The sequence below is a fragment of the Actinospica durhamensis genome (assembly GCF_018139695.1).
GTDB lineage: Bacteria > Actinomycetota > Actinomycetes > Streptomycetales > Catenulisporaceae > Actinospica > Actinospica durhamensis.
Map to the genome: position 1 here is coordinate 1 of NZ_JAGSOG010000179.1, position 18,201 is coordinate 18,201.

The 18,201-nt window shown below is 71.6% G+C and carries 11 protein-coding genes; 7 read left to right on the forward strand and 4 right to left on the reverse strand.

The genetic code is table 11. The annotated features are described in order from the left end of the window. Positions 1–239: 239 nt before the first annotated feature. The gene (locus tag KDL01_RS27585) at positions 240–1,214 is read left to right on the forward strand and encodes an IS481 family transposase (protein WP_212531540.1); all 975 of its coding nucleotides are present in this window, start codon (positions 240–242) and stop codon (positions 1,212–1,214) included. Between the two features lie 9 nt (positions 1,215–1,223). Here the strand turns inward: KDL01_RS27585 and KDL01_RS27590 are convergent, their stop codons facing one another. Continuing rightward, on the reverse strand, positions 1,224–1,889 hold the full coding sequence (locus KDL01_RS27590; RefSeq protein ID WP_212531541.1) for a DUF4241 domain-containing protein: 666 nt from the start codon (positions 1,887–1,889) through the stop codon (positions 1,224–1,226). A 110-nt stretch (positions 1,890–1,999) separates the two neighbouring features. Here KDL01_RS27590 and KDL01_RS27595 point away from each other — a divergent pair, with 110 nt between their 5' ends. From KDL01_RS27595 to KDL01_RS27615, 5 genes are all read left to right on the forward strand, one after another. After that, a complete protein-coding gene (locus KDL01_RS27595) occupies positions 2,000–4,363 on the forward strand; it encodes a GNAT family N-acetyltransferase (protein ID WP_212531542.1) in 2,364 nt (787 codons plus the stop codon). 40 nt (positions 4,364–4,403) lie between these two features. Further along, positions 4,404–5,597 (forward strand): acetoin utilization protein AcuC, encoded by a 1,194-nt coding sequence (locus tag KDL01_RS27600; protein ID WP_212531543.1) that lies wholly within the window; start codon positions 4,404–4,406, stop codon positions 5,595–5,597. Between the two features lie 79 nt (positions 5,598–5,676). After that, positions 5,677–6,441 (forward strand): alpha/beta fold hydrolase, encoded by a 765-nt coding sequence (locus tag KDL01_RS27605; RefSeq protein ID WP_212531544.1) that lies wholly within the window; start codon positions 5,677–5,679, stop codon positions 6,439–6,441. Between the two features lie 99 nt (positions 6,442–6,540). After that, positions 6,541–6,912, forward strand: a complete 372-nt coding sequence (locus KDL01_RS27610) for a hypothetical protein (RefSeq protein WP_212531545.1) — start codon at positions 6,541–6,543, stop codon at positions 6,910–6,912. A 133-nt stretch (positions 6,913–7,045) separates the two neighbouring features. Then, positions 7,046–7,243 carry a hypothetical protein gene (locus KDL01_RS27615; protein WP_212531546.1) on the forward strand — a complete coding sequence of 66 codons (198 nt, stop codon included), beginning with the start codon at positions 7,046–7,048 and terminating at the stop codon, positions 7,241–7,243. An 87-nt stretch (positions 7,244–7,330) separates the two neighbouring features. On the opposite strand, the gene KDL01_RS27620 is transcribed toward KDL01_RS27615, so the two are convergent. Further along, on the reverse strand, positions 7,331–10,915 hold the full coding sequence (locus KDL01_RS27620) for a choice-of-anchor D domain-containing protein (protein WP_307846618.1): 3,585 nt from the start codon (positions 10,913–10,915) through the stop codon (positions 7,331–7,333). 325 nt (positions 10,916–11,240) lie between these two features. Between KDL01_RS27620 and KDL01_RS27625 the strand changes: the two genes are divergently transcribed. After that, complete coding sequence (locus tag KDL01_RS27625) at positions 11,241–12,980, forward strand: SpoIIE family protein phosphatase (RefSeq protein ID WP_212531548.1); 1,740 nt, start codon at positions 11,241–11,243, stop codon at positions 12,978–12,980. A gap of 119 nt (positions 12,981–13,099) precedes the next feature. Here KDL01_RS27625 and KDL01_RS27630 read toward each other — a convergent pair whose 3' ends face one another. Together KDL01_RS27630 and KDL01_RS27635 are read right to left on the reverse strand one after the other, a co-directional pair. Then, entirely contained in the window at positions 13,100–16,219 is a 3,120-nt protein-coding gene (locus KDL01_RS27630; RefSeq protein WP_212531549.1) for a putative bifunctional diguanylate cyclase/phosphodiesterase, read from the reverse strand. Positions 16,220–16,357: 138 nt separating this feature from the next. After that, positions 16,358–18,115 (reverse strand): cellulase family glycosylhydrolase, encoded by a 1,758-nt coding sequence (locus KDL01_RS27635; RefSeq protein ID WP_212531550.1) that lies wholly within the window; start codon positions 18,113–18,115, stop codon positions 16,358–16,360. Between the last annotated feature and the right edge of the window lie 86 nt (positions 18,116–18,201).

The following is an 18,201-nucleotide window of genomic DNA, read 5'->3' on the forward strand; positions in this document are numbered from 1 at the left end:
AGCAACTGGGCCCTGAAACGCCCCGAGCACCGTGATCCGCCCAGGACCAAACCACCGACCCCCGACCTCGTCGCACCAACCAGAACCCGACCCACCAGCCGCAAGCACAGCTAAATCAGTGGTATTGGGCCTAGCTGTAGTGCCCATGGACGTTGTTGACGGTGGGTGGGTTGTTTGATGGCGAAGACCTCCGGTGTGGTGGAGGTGTCTAGGCTCCACACCACAACACGGAGGTCTTCGTGTCCCACCGTAATGCCCGTTTGACTGTGCATGGCAGGCGGCTGCTCGTTGAGCGGGTTCTCGCCGGTCGTCCGGTTGCTCATGTCGCGGCGGAGATGGGGGTCTCGCGGGCGACCGGGTACAAGTGGCTCGCGCGGTACCGGGCCGAGGGCGAGGCGGGGCTGTATGACCGCTCGAGTCGGCCCGCATCCAGCCCGCGGCGCACCCCGGCCGGGCTCGAGGCGGAGATCTGCCGGCTGCGTACCGCACGCAAGCTCGGTCCGGCCCGCATCGGCCCGATCCTGGGCGTGCCCGCCTCCACCGCCCACCGCGTCCTGGCCCGCCACGGCCTGAACCGGCTGGCCTGGATCGACCGGCCCACCGGCGTCGTGATCCGCCGCTACGAACGCGAGCGGCCCGGGGAGCTGGTGCACGTCGATGTGAAAAAGCTCGGGCGCATCCCGGACGGCGGCGGGCACCGCGTCCTCGGGCGTGCCCAAGCGCGCGCCGCCCATGCGCCCGGCCGCCGGAGCACCGGCTTCGACTACATCCACACCGCCATCGACGACCACACCCGCCTGGCCTACAGCGAGATCCACCCCGACGAGAAGGCCCCGACCTGCGCCGGATTCCTTCTTCGGGCCGCGGCGTTCTTCACCGACCACGGCATCGACCGGATCGAGCGCGTGCTGACCGACAACGCCTGGGCCTACCGCAAAAGCCTCCTATGGCGCCAGGCCCTGGCCGAGCTCGGCGCTGCCGGCAAACTCACCCGCGCCTACCGGCCCCAGACCAACGGCAAGGTCGAACGCTTCAACCGCACCCTGCTCGAGGAATGGGCCTACATCCGCCCCTACACGTCAAACCACGAGCGCACCGACGCCTTCGACGCGTTCCTCCACGCCTACAACTACCATCGATGCCACACCGCACTCGGAGGCCAACCACCAACCAGCCGCATCACCGTCAACAACGTCCCTGGGCAGTACACCTAGCCGTCAGCGTCAGCCGACCTCCAGCCGGTCGTCGAGGGCGAGCAGGAACTCGGTGACGAGCTCGACCACCGCGCCGTCGGCGTCCCGGCCGATCCAGGTGGGGTAGCGCCCGTCGCCCCAGCCCGAGGAGAAGGCCACGATCTCGTGGCCGTCCTCCGGCTCGGCCACGTGCACCACGTGCACCCGCTCGCCGTCCTCGCCCTCGAAGGCCTCGATCAGCGCCCCGGTCTCGTCCTCGTGGTCGAGGACCGGCTCGAGCGAGTCGACGTCCACGAAGCACGAGGTGCCCGCGTCCACCGCGTAGCCGAAGTACGCGTCCGGCTCGGTCAGCGTCGCCGGGTCCTGGTGCTCGAGCAGGGCCATCTCCCACGCCACCGCCGGGTGCTCGGCCACCCGCAGCCGCGCCGCGGCGACGCGCAGGTGCCGCCGCTGCGGCTCGGGCTGCTCCGGCAGGGTTATCTCGGCCACCGCGACCTGCACCGGGTACGTGCCGGGCGCCACCGTGGCCAGCGCCGCCCCCGAGGTGATGAAGGGGTCTCCGACGCACACCCGGCCGGTCGGCAGGGCCAGCCGCTCCACCGGCAGTTCGACGATCGTGCTCGCCCCGTTCCGATCCAGCGCGAAGCGGCTGCCGAGCGTGAACAGGCGGGCGACATCGGGGGGAGGCAAAGGCATCTGACGGGTCCTCGATTCCTGGTCGGGCGGCTCGGCGCACCGGCGCCGACGCGCGCGCCGCCAGTCCGCCGGTCCGCATGGAACGAGCCTGATTCTGACAGAGTGGACGAGTGCGAACAGACCAGCGCCCGGCCCGCGCGGGCGGCGAGCGGCCCCGGGCGGACGCGTACGCGCTGCTGTCCGACGGCCGCGCCGTCCGGCTGCGGGCCGCCGCGCCCGAGGACTGGAACCTGGTGCACGACTTCGTCGCCACCCTCGGCCCGGACAGCCTCTACCGCCGCTTCTTCGGCGCGCCGAGCGACCCGGGCCGGCGCCTGGCCGACGCGGTCTGCGCCCCGGTCACCGACGAGGGCGCCGGCCCCACCCACGGCGCACTGCTCGCGGTGCTCGAGGGCGAGGTGGTCGGGCTGGCCGACTGGTACCGGGTCGGGCGCTCGCAGGAGGCGGAGATCGCCTTCGCCGTCTCGGACCGGCTGCACGGCCGGGGCGTGGCCACGCTGCTGGCCGAGCACCTCATGCTGACCGCCGAACGCGCGGGCCTGCGCCGGCTGACCGCGATCACCCAGGGCGACAACCGGACCATGCTCGGGGTCTTCGTCGCCCTCGGCGTGCCGGTGACCCGGGAGTGGGACGGCGGCGACTGCGTGCTGACCATCGACCTCGATCTGGACTCCGCCGCCCGCGCCTACCTCGCCGACGCCGCCGCCGGACGCGAGCGGGTCGCGGACGAGGCCAGCCTCAGGGCCCTGCTCGAACCGCGCGCCGTCGTCGTGGTCGGAGACCTGCGGGACCCGCCCACCCGGCGGCTGCTGCGCGACCTCGAACCCTTCCCCGGCCCGGTCTACCACGCGCAGCCGGACGAGGCGGGCGAGCCGCTGGCCCGCAACGCCCCGCACCCGGCGCTGGTCGCCGCCCCGCCCGAACTCGCCGTGGTGACCACCCCGCCCGGGCAGGCGGTGGCCGCGGCCCGCCGCTGCGCCGCCTGGGGCGTCAAGGCCCTGATCGTGACGGCGGTCGGCTTCGCGCCCGAGGTCGGGCGGGAACTGCTCGAGGTCTGCCACGAGGCCGGGATGCGCCTGGTCGGGCCGGGCAGCCTGGGCGTGGCCAACCCGCGCGGCGCCCGGCGCCTCAGCGCCCTGCTCTCGGCTGACCCGCCGCGCCCGGGCCCGGCCGGGGTGGCAGTGCAGTCCGGCGGGGTCGGCCTCGCGCTGCTGAGCCACCTCGACCGGCTCGGCATCGGCGTGAGCTGCTTCGCAGCGGTGGGGGAGAAGTACGACGTGAGCGCGAACGACCTGCTGCTGCTCTGGGAGCAGGACCCGCAGACCCGGTTCGGGCTGCTGCACGTGGAGTCCTTCGGCAACCCGCGCAAGTTCGCCCGCACCGCCCGCCGGCTGTCCCGGCGCGTACCGCTGCTCGCGGTGGACCCGGAGCAGTCCGCCAGCCAGGCCCGCACCGCGCTCTACGCCCAGGCCGGGATCATCGCGGTGCCCTCGCTCGGCGCGCTGGTGTGCGCCGCGGCGCTGGCCGCGCAGCAGCCGCGGCCGGTGGGGCGCCGGGTGGCGGTGTTCGGCAACACCCAGGGCATGGTGAGCCTGGCCGCGCAGGCCTGCCTCAAAGCAGGGCTCGACGTCGTCGAGGCGCGCGACCTGACCCCGCGGGCCGACGGCGCGATGCTGGCCGCGGCCGTGGCGGCGCTCGCACCGCCCCCGCACGCGGTCCTGGTCTCGCTCGCGCCCACCACCCCGGAGGGCGTCTCGCTGACCGAGGTCGCCGACCTGTTGCCGCTCGAGACGGTCCTGCTCGCGGTGCACGTCGACCAGCCCGAGTCGGTCGCGGTCGAGCACACCGGGAGCAGCGCCGAGACGACCAGGCCGGTCCCGAGCTACAACGACGCCGCCACCGCCGCGCACGCCCTGGCCGCCCTGGTGCGCGCGGCCGAGGCCTCCGGCCGCCAGGAGGAGTACGCCGCCGTACCGCAGGGGATGGACCTGGCCCGGGCCAGAGCCCTGATCGAGCAGCGGCTCGCGCTCGACCCCGAGGGCGTGGACCTGACCGAGGACGAGAGCGCGGCGGTGCTCGCGGCGCTGGGCGTGGGCCGGGCCGGTACGCACGCGCCGGACGCCGCCCACGCCGCCGATCTCGGCCAGGCCACCCGGCTCACCGCGTGGCAGGACCCGGTCTTCGGGCCCGTGCTCACCCTGGCCGGCGCCCGCGACCACAACGGCAGGACCCTGCTGGTCCCGGCCGGCGCCCGCGAGGTGGCCGAGGTGGCCGAGCGCATCGCCGGGCGCCCGAGCCCGCCCCTGGCCGACCTCGTGCACCGGATCGCCGCCTTGGTCGACCGCTGCCCGGAGGCCGCCGCGGTCCGGCTCACCGCCGAGGACGCCCACGTGCGCGAGGTACGGATGGCGCTGGCGCCGCTGGAGGCCGGAAACCCGTACCTGCGCAGGCTGCGGCGCGCGCCGGTGGAATGATCACACGAAGCAGATCGCAGTCGACCGAACGGGGAACGCCATGACGACGCCGGACCGCGCGCAACTGCTCGTCCCCTGGGACGAGTCGATGCTGCGCTACGACTTCGGGTCCGAACACCCGCTCGCCCCCGTCCGGGTCGAGCTGACCATGGCGCTCGCCCGCGAACTCGGCGTCCTCGACGCCGCAGGGGTGCGCCTGGTCCCGGTCCCGTCGGCGAGTGACGAAGACCTCGAACTCGTCCACGATCGCGAGTACATCGCCGCGGTGCGCGACGTCCTGCAGGTCGACCCGGTGCGGCTGACCCGGTTCGGCCTCGGCACGCCCGACAACCCGGTCTTCGCCCGGATGCACGAGGCCGCCGCCCTGATCGCCGGGGCCAGTGCCCGTGCCGCCGAGGCCGTGTGGACCGGCGAGGCCGAGCACGCCGCGAACATGGCCGGCGGCCTGCACCACGCCATGCACGACCAGGCCTCCGGCTTCTGCGTCTACAACGACCCGGCCTACGCCATCGCGCACCTGCTGCGCCTCGGCGCCGAGCGGGTCGCGTACGTGGACGTGGACGTCCACCACGGCGACGGCGTGCAGGCCGCCTTCTACAACGACCCGCGCGTGCTGACCATCAGCGTGCACGAGAGCCCGCGCAGCCTGTTCCCCGGCACCGGTCGCCCCGAGGAGAGCGGCGGCCCCGACGCGGTGGGCATGAGCGTCAACCTCCCGCTGCCCGCCTACACCGAGGACGCCGCCTGGCTGCGCGCCTTCGACGCGGTGGTCCCGCCGCTGGTCAAGGCCTTCGCCCCGCAGGTGCTCGTCACCCAACTCGGCTGCGACAGCCACCGGCTCGACCCGCTCGCCCACCTCGAGCTCTCCCTCGATGCCCAGCGCGCCGCCGTGACCGCGCTGCACCGCCTCGCCCACGAACACGCCGACGGCAGATGGCTGCTGCTCGGCGGAGGCGGCTACGCGCTGGTCGAGGTCGTACCCCGGATCTGGACCTCGGCCCTGGCCGAAGCCGCGCACCGCCCGCTGCCCGCCGACACGCCCACCCCCGAGGCGTGGCGCGCCCAGGTGGCCCGGCGCACCGGCGCGGCGGCCCCCGAACTCATCGGCGACGGCGCCGCGGCCGACTTCCGCCGCTGGGTCGAGGGCTACGACCCGGCGAACGAGGTCGACCGCGCGATCATGGCGACCCGCAAGGCCGTCTTCCCCGAGCACGGCCTCGACCCCCAGCCCTGATGGCCGGGCCCTGAGAATCTCCACCGGATGCTCGCACGAACCATCCGCACAGAGGTCTGATAGACGTTATCCTCCCGGTATGGGGGAGCTCATCGAAACAGGCGCCATCCGCATCTACCACGAGGTACACGGCAGCGGCGAGCCGGTGGTCCTGCTGCACGGCGGCATGGCGAGCATCGACCTCTGGCAGGCCCAGACCGCCGCCTTGAGCCCGCACTACCGCGTCTATCTGCCCGAGCGGCGCGGACACGGGCGGACCCCTGACGTGCCGGGACCGATCACCTACGAGCTGATGGCCGCGGACACCGTCGCCTATCTCGACCGGATGGAGTTGGCCCGGGTCGACCTCGTCGGCTGGAGCGACGGCGCGCTGATCGCGGCACTCGTCGCGCTCGCGCATCCGGACCGGGTCCGCAAGCTCGTGCTGATCGGCCAGTACTTCAATCCCGACGGGCAGCGGCCCGAGGCCAGGGTTCTCCAGGAGAGCTTCGCGCGCAACCCGCCCGCCATGCTCAAGGACCTCTACGCCACCCTCTCTCCCGACGGCCCGGACCACTTCGGCCTCGTCTTCGCCAAGATGCTGCACATGCTCGAGACCGAACCGAACATCGCCCTGGAGACCCTGGCGCAGATCTCGGCACCCACGCTGATCATGCAGGGCGACGACGACGCGGTCACCGTCGAACACAGCGCCGCCGCCGCACGCGCCATCCCCGACGCCCAGCTCGCGGTGCTCCCCGGCACCACCCACGCCGCGCCGCTGGAGAAGCCCGACCTGATAAACAGACTGATCCTGGATTTCCTCGCGGACACCCAGACGCCGAAACTGATGCCGCTTTCGTAGCCGCACCAAGATCCAATACCGCGCGGCTGATCGGGCGCACGGCCATTCGGGTCAGTCATAACTGGCAGCCGACCCCGGCGTGGCCGGACGATGGTCCGCATGGGAACGTACAACCAGATCTCGGGAGATTGGTCCCTCGCGCTCGACGCGGCCACCGCCTCGGGCAGCTGGGAGGGCTTCCGGCTCAGCCCGGTGCGACCTACGGCCGAACTCCGGGTCGACGGTGCGCTCCAGGTGGGCGAGGTCGACCGGGCGCACTACGCGCTGGTCGTGGACAACGGCTACGGGCGCGAACGCGTCCTGGTCGCGGGCATCGGCGGCAACGTCGAGTTCGGCCACGACCTCGTCGAACTCCTGCACGCCGACGCCGTGGACGGCTCGCTCGCCGCCATGTGGCTGACCGACCTGGCCACCGGCAAGCGCAGCGACCGGTGCGCGCTGCCGCGGTTCGCCGCCTACAACTCGCCCTGACCGTCGCCGCCGCGGCTCCCGGATCGCTCCCAGCTTCCCATCCACGGTTCACTCTGCCTCTGACATCAGCGTACGTACCACCACGGCTGCGGCCCCGCGTCCGCGCGGACGCAGTCGAGGAAGCGAAACACTCATGGCGCTCACCCTGCCGATCATCATCCTGCTCAGCGGCACGCTCTATCTGTTCATCCACAAGGACGGCATGAAGTTCTTCCACGCGCTGGTCGCGATGGTGCTCGGCTTCGAACTGTCCACGACCATCTTCGCCGGGCAGATCAGCTCGGCGGTGCACGCGACGGGCCACCTGATCGGTTCGGTGTTCTCGTTCTAGCCGCTCAGCCGGAAAACGGGGCGCTCCCCACCCGAGCGGGTGGGGAGCGCCCCTGCGTGCTGTGCGTACCGCTGCCTGCCCTCGGCGTCAGCCGAAGATCTGCAGCTCGGAGACCTGGGCTCCGTTCTGCACGCTGTTCGCGGTGAAGTTCACCTCGACGTACCGGGCCGAGGAGCCCGCGGGCAGGGTGATGGTGACGGTGTTACCGGTGGACGGGTTCCAGGTGTAGGTGGCCGAGGCGACCAGCGTCGTCCAGGTGGAGTCGTTGGTCGACCCCAGCACGGACAGCGTCTGAGTGCGCGTGGACCAGGCGGAGGACGGCGGCAGGTCGATCACGACGCTGCCGACGGTCGTGGTCGAGCCGAGGTCCACCGCCAGCCACGCCGGCCAGCTGGCGTCGACGGACTCCCAGTAGGTGCTGGTGTTGCCGTCCACGGCGTTCGCGGGCACGTACGTCTGGGTGTAGTTCGAGTCGGTCACCGGGCGGTTGAGCGCCAGGTTCGTGTTCGTGCTCACCCCCGTCCCGGACAGCGCGACCGTCAGGGTGCTGTCGGTCGCGTTGCTGGACACGGTCAGGCTGCCGGAGGCCGCGCCGGCCGCGGCGGGCGCGAAGGTCACGGTCGCGGTGCAGCTCGCACCGGCGGCCAGGGACGTGGCGCAGGTGTTGGACTCGGTGAACGGCGAGGTGGCCGCGACCGAGGAGATCGACGCGGCGGCCGAGCCGGTGTTGGTGATCGTCACCGTCTGGGCCGAGGTCGAACCGGTGTTGACGCTGCCGAAGCTGACCGGGCTCGGCGACGCGCTGAGCGTGGCGCTGGTGGTGGTCCCGCCGCCGCCGACCGCCGGGTAGACCTGGAACTCGCTGAGCTGGGCCGCGCTCCAGCCGGTGTTGCCGGTGAAGCTCAGCTGCAGGTACTGGTACTTCGAGTTCGCCGGCAGGGTGATCGAGGCGGTGTTGCCGGTGGACGGGTTGAAGGTGTAGCCCGCCGAGCCCACCAGCGTGGTCCAGCTGCTGCCGTTGTTCGACCCCAGCACGCTGAGGGTCTCGGTGCGCGTCGCCCACGCCGAGGACGGCGGCAGGGTCAGCGTCACGCTGGCGAGCGGCATGGCCGAGGTCCACTGGGCCGTGAGCGTCTGCGGGTATGCCGAGCCGTCCAGCGACTCCCAGTAGGTGCTGGTGTTGTTGTCGTTCGTGTTCGTGGCCGGGTAGCCGGAGGCGCTGGAGCTGCCGGTCATGGTGGCCTGGAGCGCGATGTTGGTGGTGGCGCCGATCCCGCTGCCGGACAGCGCGACCGTCAGGGGGCTGTTGTTGGCGTTGGAGGCCACGGTCAGCGTGCCCGAGTTCGTGCCGGCCGCGGTCGGCGTGAAGGTCACGTTGACGGTGCAGGAGCCGCCCACCGCGATGGACGAGCAGTTGTTCGTCTGCGCGAACGCCCCGGAGACCGACACGCCCGAGACGGTGGCCGCCGAGGTGCCCGAGTTGGTGATGGTCACCGCCTGGGACGAGGCGGTCGAGCCCTGGATCGTGGCCGGGAACGCCAGGCTCGCCGGGTTGGCCGCGAGCACCGGTCCCGGTGCCACGCCGCTTCCGCTCAGGGCCACGGTGTCGGTCACCCCGCCCGCGTTCACCGTCAGGCTGCCGGTGGCGGCACCCGAGGCGGTGGGGGAGAAGGTGACGTTCACCGTGCACGAGCCGCCCGCCGCGATCGACGAGCCGCAGGTGTTGGTCTGCGCGAACGGCCCGGAGACCGCGATCGAGGAGACCGAGGCCGCGGAGCCGGTCGGGTTGGACACCGTCACCGACTGCGCGGAGCTGGTGGTCCCGGTGGCCTGGGAGCCGAAGCTGAGCGCGGACGGGCTGGTGGTGACCGAGGACGGCGGGTACGGCGGGTAGACCGGGGTCGGGTTGTCGCTGACGCACTGGGTGGGGCTGATCCCGGAGTTGCCGCCGTTGTCCGTGATGGCGAAGCTGGTGCCCTCGCAGTTGTAGCTGGGCGCGTTGCCCGCGTTGGCCTGGGCCACGCCGGTGGCGGTGACGTTCTGGAACGTCGCCGTGCCGCCGGTCTGCTCCTGCAGCGCGAAGGTGCCGGTGCCGACGATGCTGACGTTGTTCAGGTTCACGCCGCTGACCGTGCCCTCGACCCATTGGATCGCTTCATAAGGGCTCTGTTCGATCAGGGCGTTGGTCACGTTGATCGGCCCCGTGACGTTGCCTTGACTGCCGTCGAACCAGAGCGCGCCGACGCCGAACTGCCAGTTCGGGTCGAGGTTGCCGTCCCGGATCAGGGTGTTGTTGGAGATGGTGTAGAGCCCGACCGGCGTCGAGGTGAAGCGCTGGGCCACGGTGATGCCGCCGCCCTGGGTGATGCCGGTGTCCACCACCAGGTTCCCGGAGATGGTGTTGTTGTTGCCGCCGTAGCCGGCGATGCCGTTGGCCAACTGCTGCAGCTGCACGGTGTTGTTCGAGATCACGTCCTGCGCGTCGGCTCCCTCGGTGGAGTCGGCCCACAGCGCGATGCCGTCGTCACCGGTGTTGCGGATGTCGCTGTTCGTGATGGTCGAACCGGTCACCCCGCCGTGCAGGTTGATCCCGTCGGCGGTGGTGTCGCGGATCCGCATGCCGCTGAAGGTCAGGCCGGTCATCGGACCGTCCATCCAGGCCCCGACCTTCATGTGCTCGATCCAGATGTTCGAGACCGTCGAGTTGCTCATCGCCCCGCCGATGCCGTTCACCTGCGCGCTGTCGTCGCGTTCTTGCACGTTGCCGAAGATCGCGAAGTTCTGCAGGTGCACGTTCGTGCTCGGACTCGGCGCGGAGTTGCCGTAGAACCCGGGCGCGGTGCCGGTGACCGTGGAGTACCACATGCCGGCGCCCGCGATCGTCACGTTGTTGACGCTGATGTGGCCGGGGATGTTGTAGGTGCCCGCCGGGATCCACACCGTGCCGCCGGAGCCGGCGGCCGTGATGGCCGCGTTGAACGCGGCGGTCGAGTCGGCCACACCGGTCGCGTCGGCGCCCTCGCCGGTGACCGAGACGGAGCCGGCCGGCTGGGTCAGCGGCGCGCCGACGTTCTCGAAGTCGGCCTCGTCGACCGTGTACGAGGACGCGGTGTCCTCCGAGTCGACCTGCAGCTTGAAGGTGGTCCCGGCCGGATACGTGGTGGAGAAGAGCCGGTGCACCTCGTCGTAGAAGTGGTGCGGGTTGCCGGAGCTCGGCGTGTTCGTGAACGGATAGCTGCCGTAGTACCAGCTGTACGCGTTGGTCAGGGTGAAGTCGGTCTGCTTGGCCCCGTTGACGTACAGCGACAGCGGCGCGGTGTAGACCGAGCCGTCCGAGGAGTCCGGAATGCTGTAGCGGAAGTCGATCGAGTCGGTGGCCACCGGGGTGGTGAAGGTGACGTACTCCCCGGAGCCCTGCAGGGTCACGGCCTTGCGGCCGGAGGCTTCGTCGGCGAGTTGCCCCTGGGTGTAGCTGGGGCCGATCACCGTACCGTTCGTGGGCGAACTCTCCGCCTGTACCTCCACGTACGGCAGCGTGGCTCCGCTGCCGCCGGTGGCGGTGGACGCGGCGGCAGCGACGCCGGCGCCCGCTACCACCGCGAGACCGGAGGCCAGCAACGCGCCGGCTCCCGCCCAGGCGGTAGTGCGGCGCCTGAGTCCTTGTATCGACACTTCGGTGTGTGTTCCTCTCTGGGGCCTTGCCCGTCCGACGCGGTGGGTTCCGACCGGTTCGAGCACGGGAGAAGGTAACGCGACTGACATCGATGTGCAATATCTCCACGAAACTTTGTGAAATCATTGCTGGCGAACGTAAGATGGATGGGGATCGATCGAGCAAGAGATGCGCGTTCCCTGCAAAGACCCGACCGATCCGCCGGACGGCTCATCGGAGCGTGGCGTCGGCCCGCTCGGCGCGGCGAAGCGGCACCCGGCGGCCTAGGCTGGAGCCGTCAGAATCCGCAGCACGCCAACGCCCCGCCCCCGCCCGGAACTGGTGATGGACTCCACCGATTTCCCCTCGACCCGGCCCGCGCGGCCGGCGGACCCCGCCGCCGCGTCCCCTCCCCGCGCCGAAGACCTGCTCGGCCCGGTGTTCGACCAGATGCCGGTCGGGGTGGTCGCGGTCCGGCCAGACGGCCTGACCGCGCTCGTCAACCAGTGGCTGATCGACTTCTTCGACCCGTTCGACGTGGACGAGGACACCGGCGTGATGCGGATGGACTGGACCCGGGTCGCGCACCCGGACGGCCGCTCCGTACGCCCCGGCACCCTTCCGCTCGAGCGCTGCATGCGCGACGGCCGGGTGGTGGCGTCGGAGGAGTACGTCTACCACGGCGTACGCGGCGAGAAGACCATCTCGGTGGACGCCTTCGCCGTGCGCGGGGAGAACGGCGCCGCGCTCGCCTATGTCTCCACCGTCATCGACCTGACTCAGACCCGTGCGTTCCTCGATCAGCTCGGCGAGATCCAACAGGAATTAGACACCCATGTCAGTGAACTCAGCCGGGTACACGGACTGATCGAACGGCTCTCCAGCCGCTCCGACCTCTCCTCGCTGCTGGCCGAGACCGTGGACGTGGTCGCCGAGCTCGACGGCGCCGACGCGGTGCTGATCTTCCTGGCCGACTCCGACTCCGGCGAGCTGAAGATGGTCGCCTCGCACGGGCTGCTCGAGGAGCACGTGGAACGGGTGCACGCGCTCGACCCGCAGTTCCTCTACACCTCGCAGCGCGCGATGCTCGGCCTGCCCACCAACATCGTCGACGTCAGCGGCGAGCCCGGGCTGCCGGAGCAGTACCGCGAGGTCGCCCTCGCCCTCGGCGCCGTCTCGCTGCACAGCCTGCCGCTGCGCTCGGCCGACGGCGGCGTGCTCGGCTCGGTGGTCTCGCTCTTCCGCCGGGTGCGCATGCCCAGCCCGCACACCCTGCAGCTGATCGAGACCTGCGGCCGCATCATCGCCCAGCTGATCGTCAACGCCCGTATCCGCGCCCGGGACCGGGACGTGGCCTCCGCGCTGCAGCGCAGCATGATGCAGGCGCGGCTGCCGCACGTGCCCGGACTCGAACTCGCCGCCTGCTACCGGGCCGGATCCACCGGCATGTACGCGGGCGGGGACTGGTACCAGGTGTCCGTGCTCAGCGACGGCCGGCTCAGCATCGTGATCGGCGACGTGGTCGGCCACGGCATCGAGGCCGTGGGCACGATGGGCCAGATGAGCTCGGCCGTGCGCGCCTACACCCTGCCGGCCGAGGGCAACGTCCCGCCCGGACCGCTCGAGATCGTTGACCTGCTCGACCACTGGTGCGTGGCCACCGGCCTCGGCGAGTCCTCGACCGTGTGCGTGGCCGAGATCGCCCGCGCCACCGGCCGCTGCGTGCTCGCCGGCGCCGGGCACCCGCCGCCGCTGCTGCTCGGCCCGCAGGGCCCGGTATACGTGCACGAAGAAGCCCTCGGCGCGCCGCTGGGCCTGCTCGGCCTCACCGGCGAGGCCCACGCCCTGAGCATCGACCTGCCGCCCGGCTCGATCCTGCTGTTCTACACCGACGGCCTGATCGAGCGGCGCGGCGAGGACATCGACACCGGCCTCGCCCGCCTCGCCGCCGTCGCCCAACGCATCCTCGAGCACTCCCCGGAGGGCGAGCTGGACGCGCAGTGCGAGCGGATCGTGGCCGAGGCCGCCCCCGCGGACATCACCACCGACGACGCGGCGCTGCTGATCCTGCGCGTGCGGGGCTGAGGCCGGGCGGGGCTGCGGCGTCGGAGGTTTGCGGCGTCGGGCCGCGCTGGTGTCGGGGTGTCAGCTGCCGGGCTGCCGGGCTGTCGGCTGTCGGCTGTCGGGGCGTCAGGCCTCACGCGTCAGGCGTCCGCGCAGGCCGCGCTGCCGCTCTCGCGCAGGTAGCGCAGCGCCTGATCCAACGGCAGCGCGTGCGAGAAGAGGAACCCCTGCCCGTACTGGCAGCCGGCCTCCTGCAGCAGCGAGCGTTGCCGCTCGGTCTCCACCCCCTCGGCCACCACGTGCAGCCCCAGGGTGTCGGCAATGCCGACGATGCCGTGGATCAGCTCGGTTCGCAGCCGCGAGGTCTCCACCTCCTCCACGAAGGAACGGTCGATCTTCAAGGTGTGGAAGGGAAGCTGGTGCAGATAGCTCAGTGAGGAGTATCCGGTCCCGAAGTCGTCGATGGCCAGCCGGATGCCGAGCGCGTGGATCTCCTCGAGCGCCGCGCCCCCGTCCTCGCGGCCGAGCACCGCGCTCTCGGTCAGCTCGATCACCAGCGCGTCCGCGGGCAGCCCGGCGCTCTCGAGCGCGCCGGTCACGTCCGCGGCCAGCCCCGGCACGGCGAACTGGCGGGCCGAGACGTTCACCGCCACCCGCACGTCCTGCGACCCCGGCTCCCGGCGCAGCAGCGCCGCGTCGTGGGCGGCCTGGCGCAGGATCCACCGGCCCAGCGGCACGATCAGGCCGGTCTCCTCGGCCAGCGGGATGAACCGGTCCGGCGCCACCACCCCGCCGTCCTGCTGCGGCCAGCGCACCAGCGCCTCGAAGTAGACGATGCCGCGCGTGGTCAGGTCCACCACCGGCTGGTAGTAGAGCACGAACGCGTTCTGCTCGATCGCGGTCTCCAGGTCCCGGTGCAGCCGCGCGTGCTCGAGCCGCTCCTCGAGCATCGCGGGCACGAACCGCTCCCAGGAGTTGTGCCCGGGCAGCCGCGCCGCCTCCAGCGCGAGGCGGGTGTCCCTGATCAGGTCCTCGGACCGGCGGTCGTCCCGGGCCGTGGCGATCCCCACACTGACCGTCACCACCAGCGGCCCGGTCGGCAGGTCCAAGGGCTCGGACACCAGCCGGGTGAGCTCCACGGCGGCCTGCTCGCACGCCTCGGCCGAACCGTCCGCGGTGTGGCGCAGCACCCCGAAGGTGTCCGAGTCGAAGCGGGCCGCCTCGATGTGGCCGGGATACTCGGACAGACGCCGGGCCAGCGTGATCAGGATGACGTCGCCGATGTCGCGCCCGTGCACCTCGTTGAGCTCGCGGAAGTCGTCGACGTCCAGCAGCAACACCGTCGGCACCGGCCCGTGTGCGGTGACCCGGGCCAGCTCGAGCTCCACCCGGCGGTAGAACTTCAGCCGGTTGCCCAGACCCGTGAGCGTGTCGTAGTACGCGTGGTACTTCAGGTCGCGCTCCAGCCGCCGCTGCGTGGTGACGTCCCGGACCGTGAGCACCAGCCCGCGCACGGTCGGGTTCTCGCGCAGGTCCGAGCACACCGCCTCGAGTTCCAGCCGTCCGATGCCGGGCCGGTCCAGCGCCCAGTCGGTGCGCACCGCGACCTCGCCGCGCCCGGCCGGCTCGGCCAGCTCGCGCGCCACCCACGCCGCGTTGTCCGCGCCGAACAGGTCGGCCGGAGTCGCTGAGGCCGGATCGGCGGTGCCGAACAGGTCCGCGGCCGAGGGGCTGGCGTAGCGCACCCGGCCGGACTGCTCCACGATCAAGATCGCGTCTGAGGCGTTGTCCACCAGTGCGCGGAAGTACGCCTCGTTGTCCCGCCGGCTGATCTCCCGGGTCAGCCCCAGCCGGCTGAGCGCGAGCGAGGCCTGCGCGACCAACACCCGCAGCGCGCTGACGTTCTCGCCGAGCCGCAGCCGGTCGTCGGCCACCCCGAGCGCGAGCGGCGCCGGTCCCGGCTCGTCGGCCTCCGGGGCGTCGATCAGCGCGTGCCGCCGGGTCCCGAAGTGCCCGGTGATCCACGCGGACGGCGAATGCGCGCCGACCGGGTGCGGGGGCAGCGCGCTGACCCGGTTCACCGCCGCGAGCACGTGCGGACCGTCGGTGGCGGCCACCACGATGTCCCCGATCGCGGCGCCCGAGATCTGCCCCGCGGTGTCCAGCACGGTGCTCACGATCTGCGCCGGCTCGGCCGAGGCCACCAGCCGGTCTGCGGCCTGGCTCAGGTTCCGCGCACTGCGCATCCGGGAGTTGACCAGCGCGAGGGTGAGGGTGAGCCGGGCGACCAGCAGCAGCGCGATCACCGCGCCGAAGATCACCAGCAGCAGCCGGTCGCCCCGGCGGCCGGTGAACTGGTCCACCAGCACCACCACCGGGGCGGTGAGCGCGGCCGCGCTCAGGATCAGGGCGTTGCGCACCGGCGGCACCACGTCCGGGGTGCTCACCGGACGGGAGAGCTCGCCCGCGGAGGGGCTCAGCGCCGCCGCGCCCCAGCCGCCGAGGCCGAGCAGCCACACCGCGCCCTGCAGCGTCTCGGCGACGGAGCCGGTCGAGACGTGCAGCGCGCCGAGCTGCACCAGGCTGTAGACGACGTCCGCGCACAGCATCAGTGCGGTGCCGCCCACCAGCATCCACACCGCCGCCGGACGCTGGAACGGCCTGGGGTAGAGCAGTCGGCTCACCACCACCAGGATGAACGCGTCGCCCAGGGCGTAGATGATCGCGATCAGCCTGACCGCGGTGGACGGCAGCGCGGCGCCGGCCAGCGGCACCACCAGCAGCGACCAGGTCAGCAGGCTCACGCTGGCCAGCACGATCATGGCGTCGAGCAGCCGCGCCCACATGGTCAGCGGACTGCCGCGCATCGCGATGACGAGCACGGCGAACGCGGCCAGCGGATAGGCCACGCAGATCAGGAAGTCCACCGCGTTCGGCACGCCCGAGGAGTAATTCCCCGAGATCGCGTCCAGCAGCAGGTCGTAGCTGCTGAGCAGGAGCAGCAGTCCGGCGAAGGCGAGCAGGCGCCAGGCGCGCTGCTCGTGCACGGCGTTGACCGCGGGCCCGTACCAGATCGCGGCGACCGCGGTGAACCCGGCCAGCGACCACAGCACGGACCGCGGGGCGCCCCCGGAGCACAGCGCCCCGGCCGCCGTGAACACCGCGATGGCGAGCGCGTAGCCCGTCCGGATCAGGCTCGAGCCCGACCGGCGCACGGACGGACCGCCGCCGTTCGGAAGCGTATGTGCCGGCTCAGCCACCGCGGCCCGCCCGCCTGTCGCGGGCCTGGCGGCGTGGGTGCGGGCACGGGGGCATAGCTCCATCTTGGGCGGCCGAATCGTCCGCGGACGATCGGTCTCAGCCGTTTGAGGGAGAAACCGACCGTCCGCGGACCGTGCTCACGCGGAGCAGGCCACCCCGTTCAGGGTGAACGAGGTCGGCGCGGCGTCGTTGGAGGTGAAGGTCCCGGTGAAGCCCACCGTCGCGGACGAGCCCGCGGCGATGGAGGCGTCGTACGCGGCCGGCGTCACGGTGACCGCCTCACCGCTCTGCGAGTAGGTGGCGTTCCACATGTTGTTGATCTGCTGGTCGCCCGGGAAGGTCCAGCCGAGCGTCCAGCTGCCGATCGCCGCCGTGCCGGTGTCGGCCACCACCACCTGCGCCTGGAACCCGCCCGACCAGGAGTTGGTCACCGAGTAGGTGCAGGTGGCCGAGGCCTTACCGGTCGCCGAAGCGGACGGCGAGGCTGAGGCGGAGGCTGACGCGCTGGCCGATGCGGACGCCGAGGCGCTGGCCGATGCCGACGCACTCGCCGACGCGGACGCACTCGCCGATGCCGACGCGCTGGCCGACGGCGTGCCGTTCTGTGCCCCCGGCAGCGGGAACTCGATCGTGGCGAGCAGCGATTGTTTCGCCGCACTCACCGGCGTCGCGTCGTAACTCCCGTCCAGCAGGGCGAAGGAGTCCTCGCCGTTGAGCGCCCAGTACGTCCAGTTCATCCAGGGATTGGCGGCGAGATAGCCCACCAGCGAGGAGAACCACTGCCCCTGCGAACCCGCGGTCGTGCTCGAGACGTCGCTCGCGGTGTTGTCGGTGCCGAACTCACCGATCCACAGCGGCGCGATGTTCTGGGTGTAGATGTAGCCGAAGTTCGCGTTCCAGACCGCGTCCAGGCTGGCCGAGGTGGTGGAGGAGTTGAACCAGGTCTGCTGGAACAGACTGGGCCCGTAGTCGTGCGCCGAGTAGACGACGTGCCCGGCGGAGCTGAGCGTCACCGGGTACTGCGCGACGCCCTTGAGCTCACCGCCCCACCAGGTGGAGTCGTAGCCGCCCGAGGCCGAGCTGTCCGGGTACTCGCTGATGCCCTCGCAGAAGACCAGCGCGTTCGGATCCACCTTCAGGACCGCGTTGCCCGCCGCCTCGTAGGCCAGCCGGATGTCGGTGCTGGTGTCGCCCGTCCCCCAGGTGGCCCCGTTCGCGTACGCCACACCGGTGGGCGTGTGCGGCTCGTTGCGCAGGTCGAATCCGATCACCGTGGGGTCGTTCGCGAACATCGTCGCGATCGTCGTCCAGTCATTGATCCAGTCCTGGTTGGTATACGTGCTCGTGTACCACAGACCGTTGTCCTCGGCCGACTCGCCGGCCTCGGAGCGGTGGTCGTCCAGGATGACCTTCAGACCGACCTGGCCCGCGTAGGTCACGATCTTCTGCAGGTCCTGCAGGGCGTTGAGGCCCTTGAGGTCCAGGTTGATCGGTCCGGTGTTGTAGAAGGACAGGTTCTGCGGAACGATCGGGTCCTCCACCATCTGGTTCGAGAACGGGATACGGATGGTGTTGTATCCCAGACTCTTTATGTCATTGACGATGGTGTGGTAATCCTGCGCCCACAGCCCGTGGGCGATCTCGTCCGGGGTCTCGAAGCCGTACCAGTTGATCCCGGCGATGCGCACCGGGTTCCCGTTCGAGTCCAGGATCTGGTTGCCCGAGGTGTGCCAGAACCCGGCGCCCACCCCGCTGGCCGCGGGCGTGGCGGCCGAGGCCGCGGGCATGGTGACGATGAACAGCGTGCCGAGCAGCGCCAGGACGGCGGTGACGGCGAGCGAACACAGCGCGGCCGGGCGGGCCCGGCTACGCGAAGTCCCGCCAGTGGTGGTCATACGGAAAGACTCCGATCGAACAGGGGCCGGCCGGGCGGCCGGTCCTGGCGGCCGGGAAGCTACCCGCGAAGCGACCCCCCGCCCAC

Bases quoted from the DNA above. Each gene is read 5' to 3' on its own strand.
- KDL01_RS27590 (WP_212531541.1), bottom strand. From the start codon at position 1,889: ATGCCTTTGCCTCCCCCCGATGTCGCCCGCCTGTTCACGCTCGGCAGC.
- KDL01_RS27600 (WP_212531543.1), top strand. From the start codon at position 4,404: ATGACGACGCCGGACCGCGCGCAACTGCTCGTCCCCTGGGACGAGTCG.
- KDL01_RS27605 (WP_212531544.1), top strand. From the start codon at position 5,677: ATGGGGGAGCTCATCGAAACAGGCGCCATCCGCATCTACCACGAGGTA.
- KDL01_RS27610 (WP_212531545.1), top strand. From the start codon at position 6,541: ATGGGAACGTACAACCAGATCTCGGGAGATTGGTCCCTCGCGCTCGAC.
- KDL01_RS27615 (WP_212531546.1), top strand. From the start codon at position 7,046: ATGGCGCTCACCCTGCCGATCATCATCCTGCTCAGCGGCACGCTCTAT.
- KDL01_RS27625 (WP_212531548.1), top strand. From the start codon at position 11,241: ATGGACTCCACCGATTTCCCCTCGACCCGGCCCGCGCGGCCGGCGGAC.
- KDL01_RS27635 (WP_212531550.1), bottom strand. From the start codon at position 18,115: ATGACCACCACTGGCGGGACTTCGCGTAGCCGGGCCCGCCCGGCCGCG.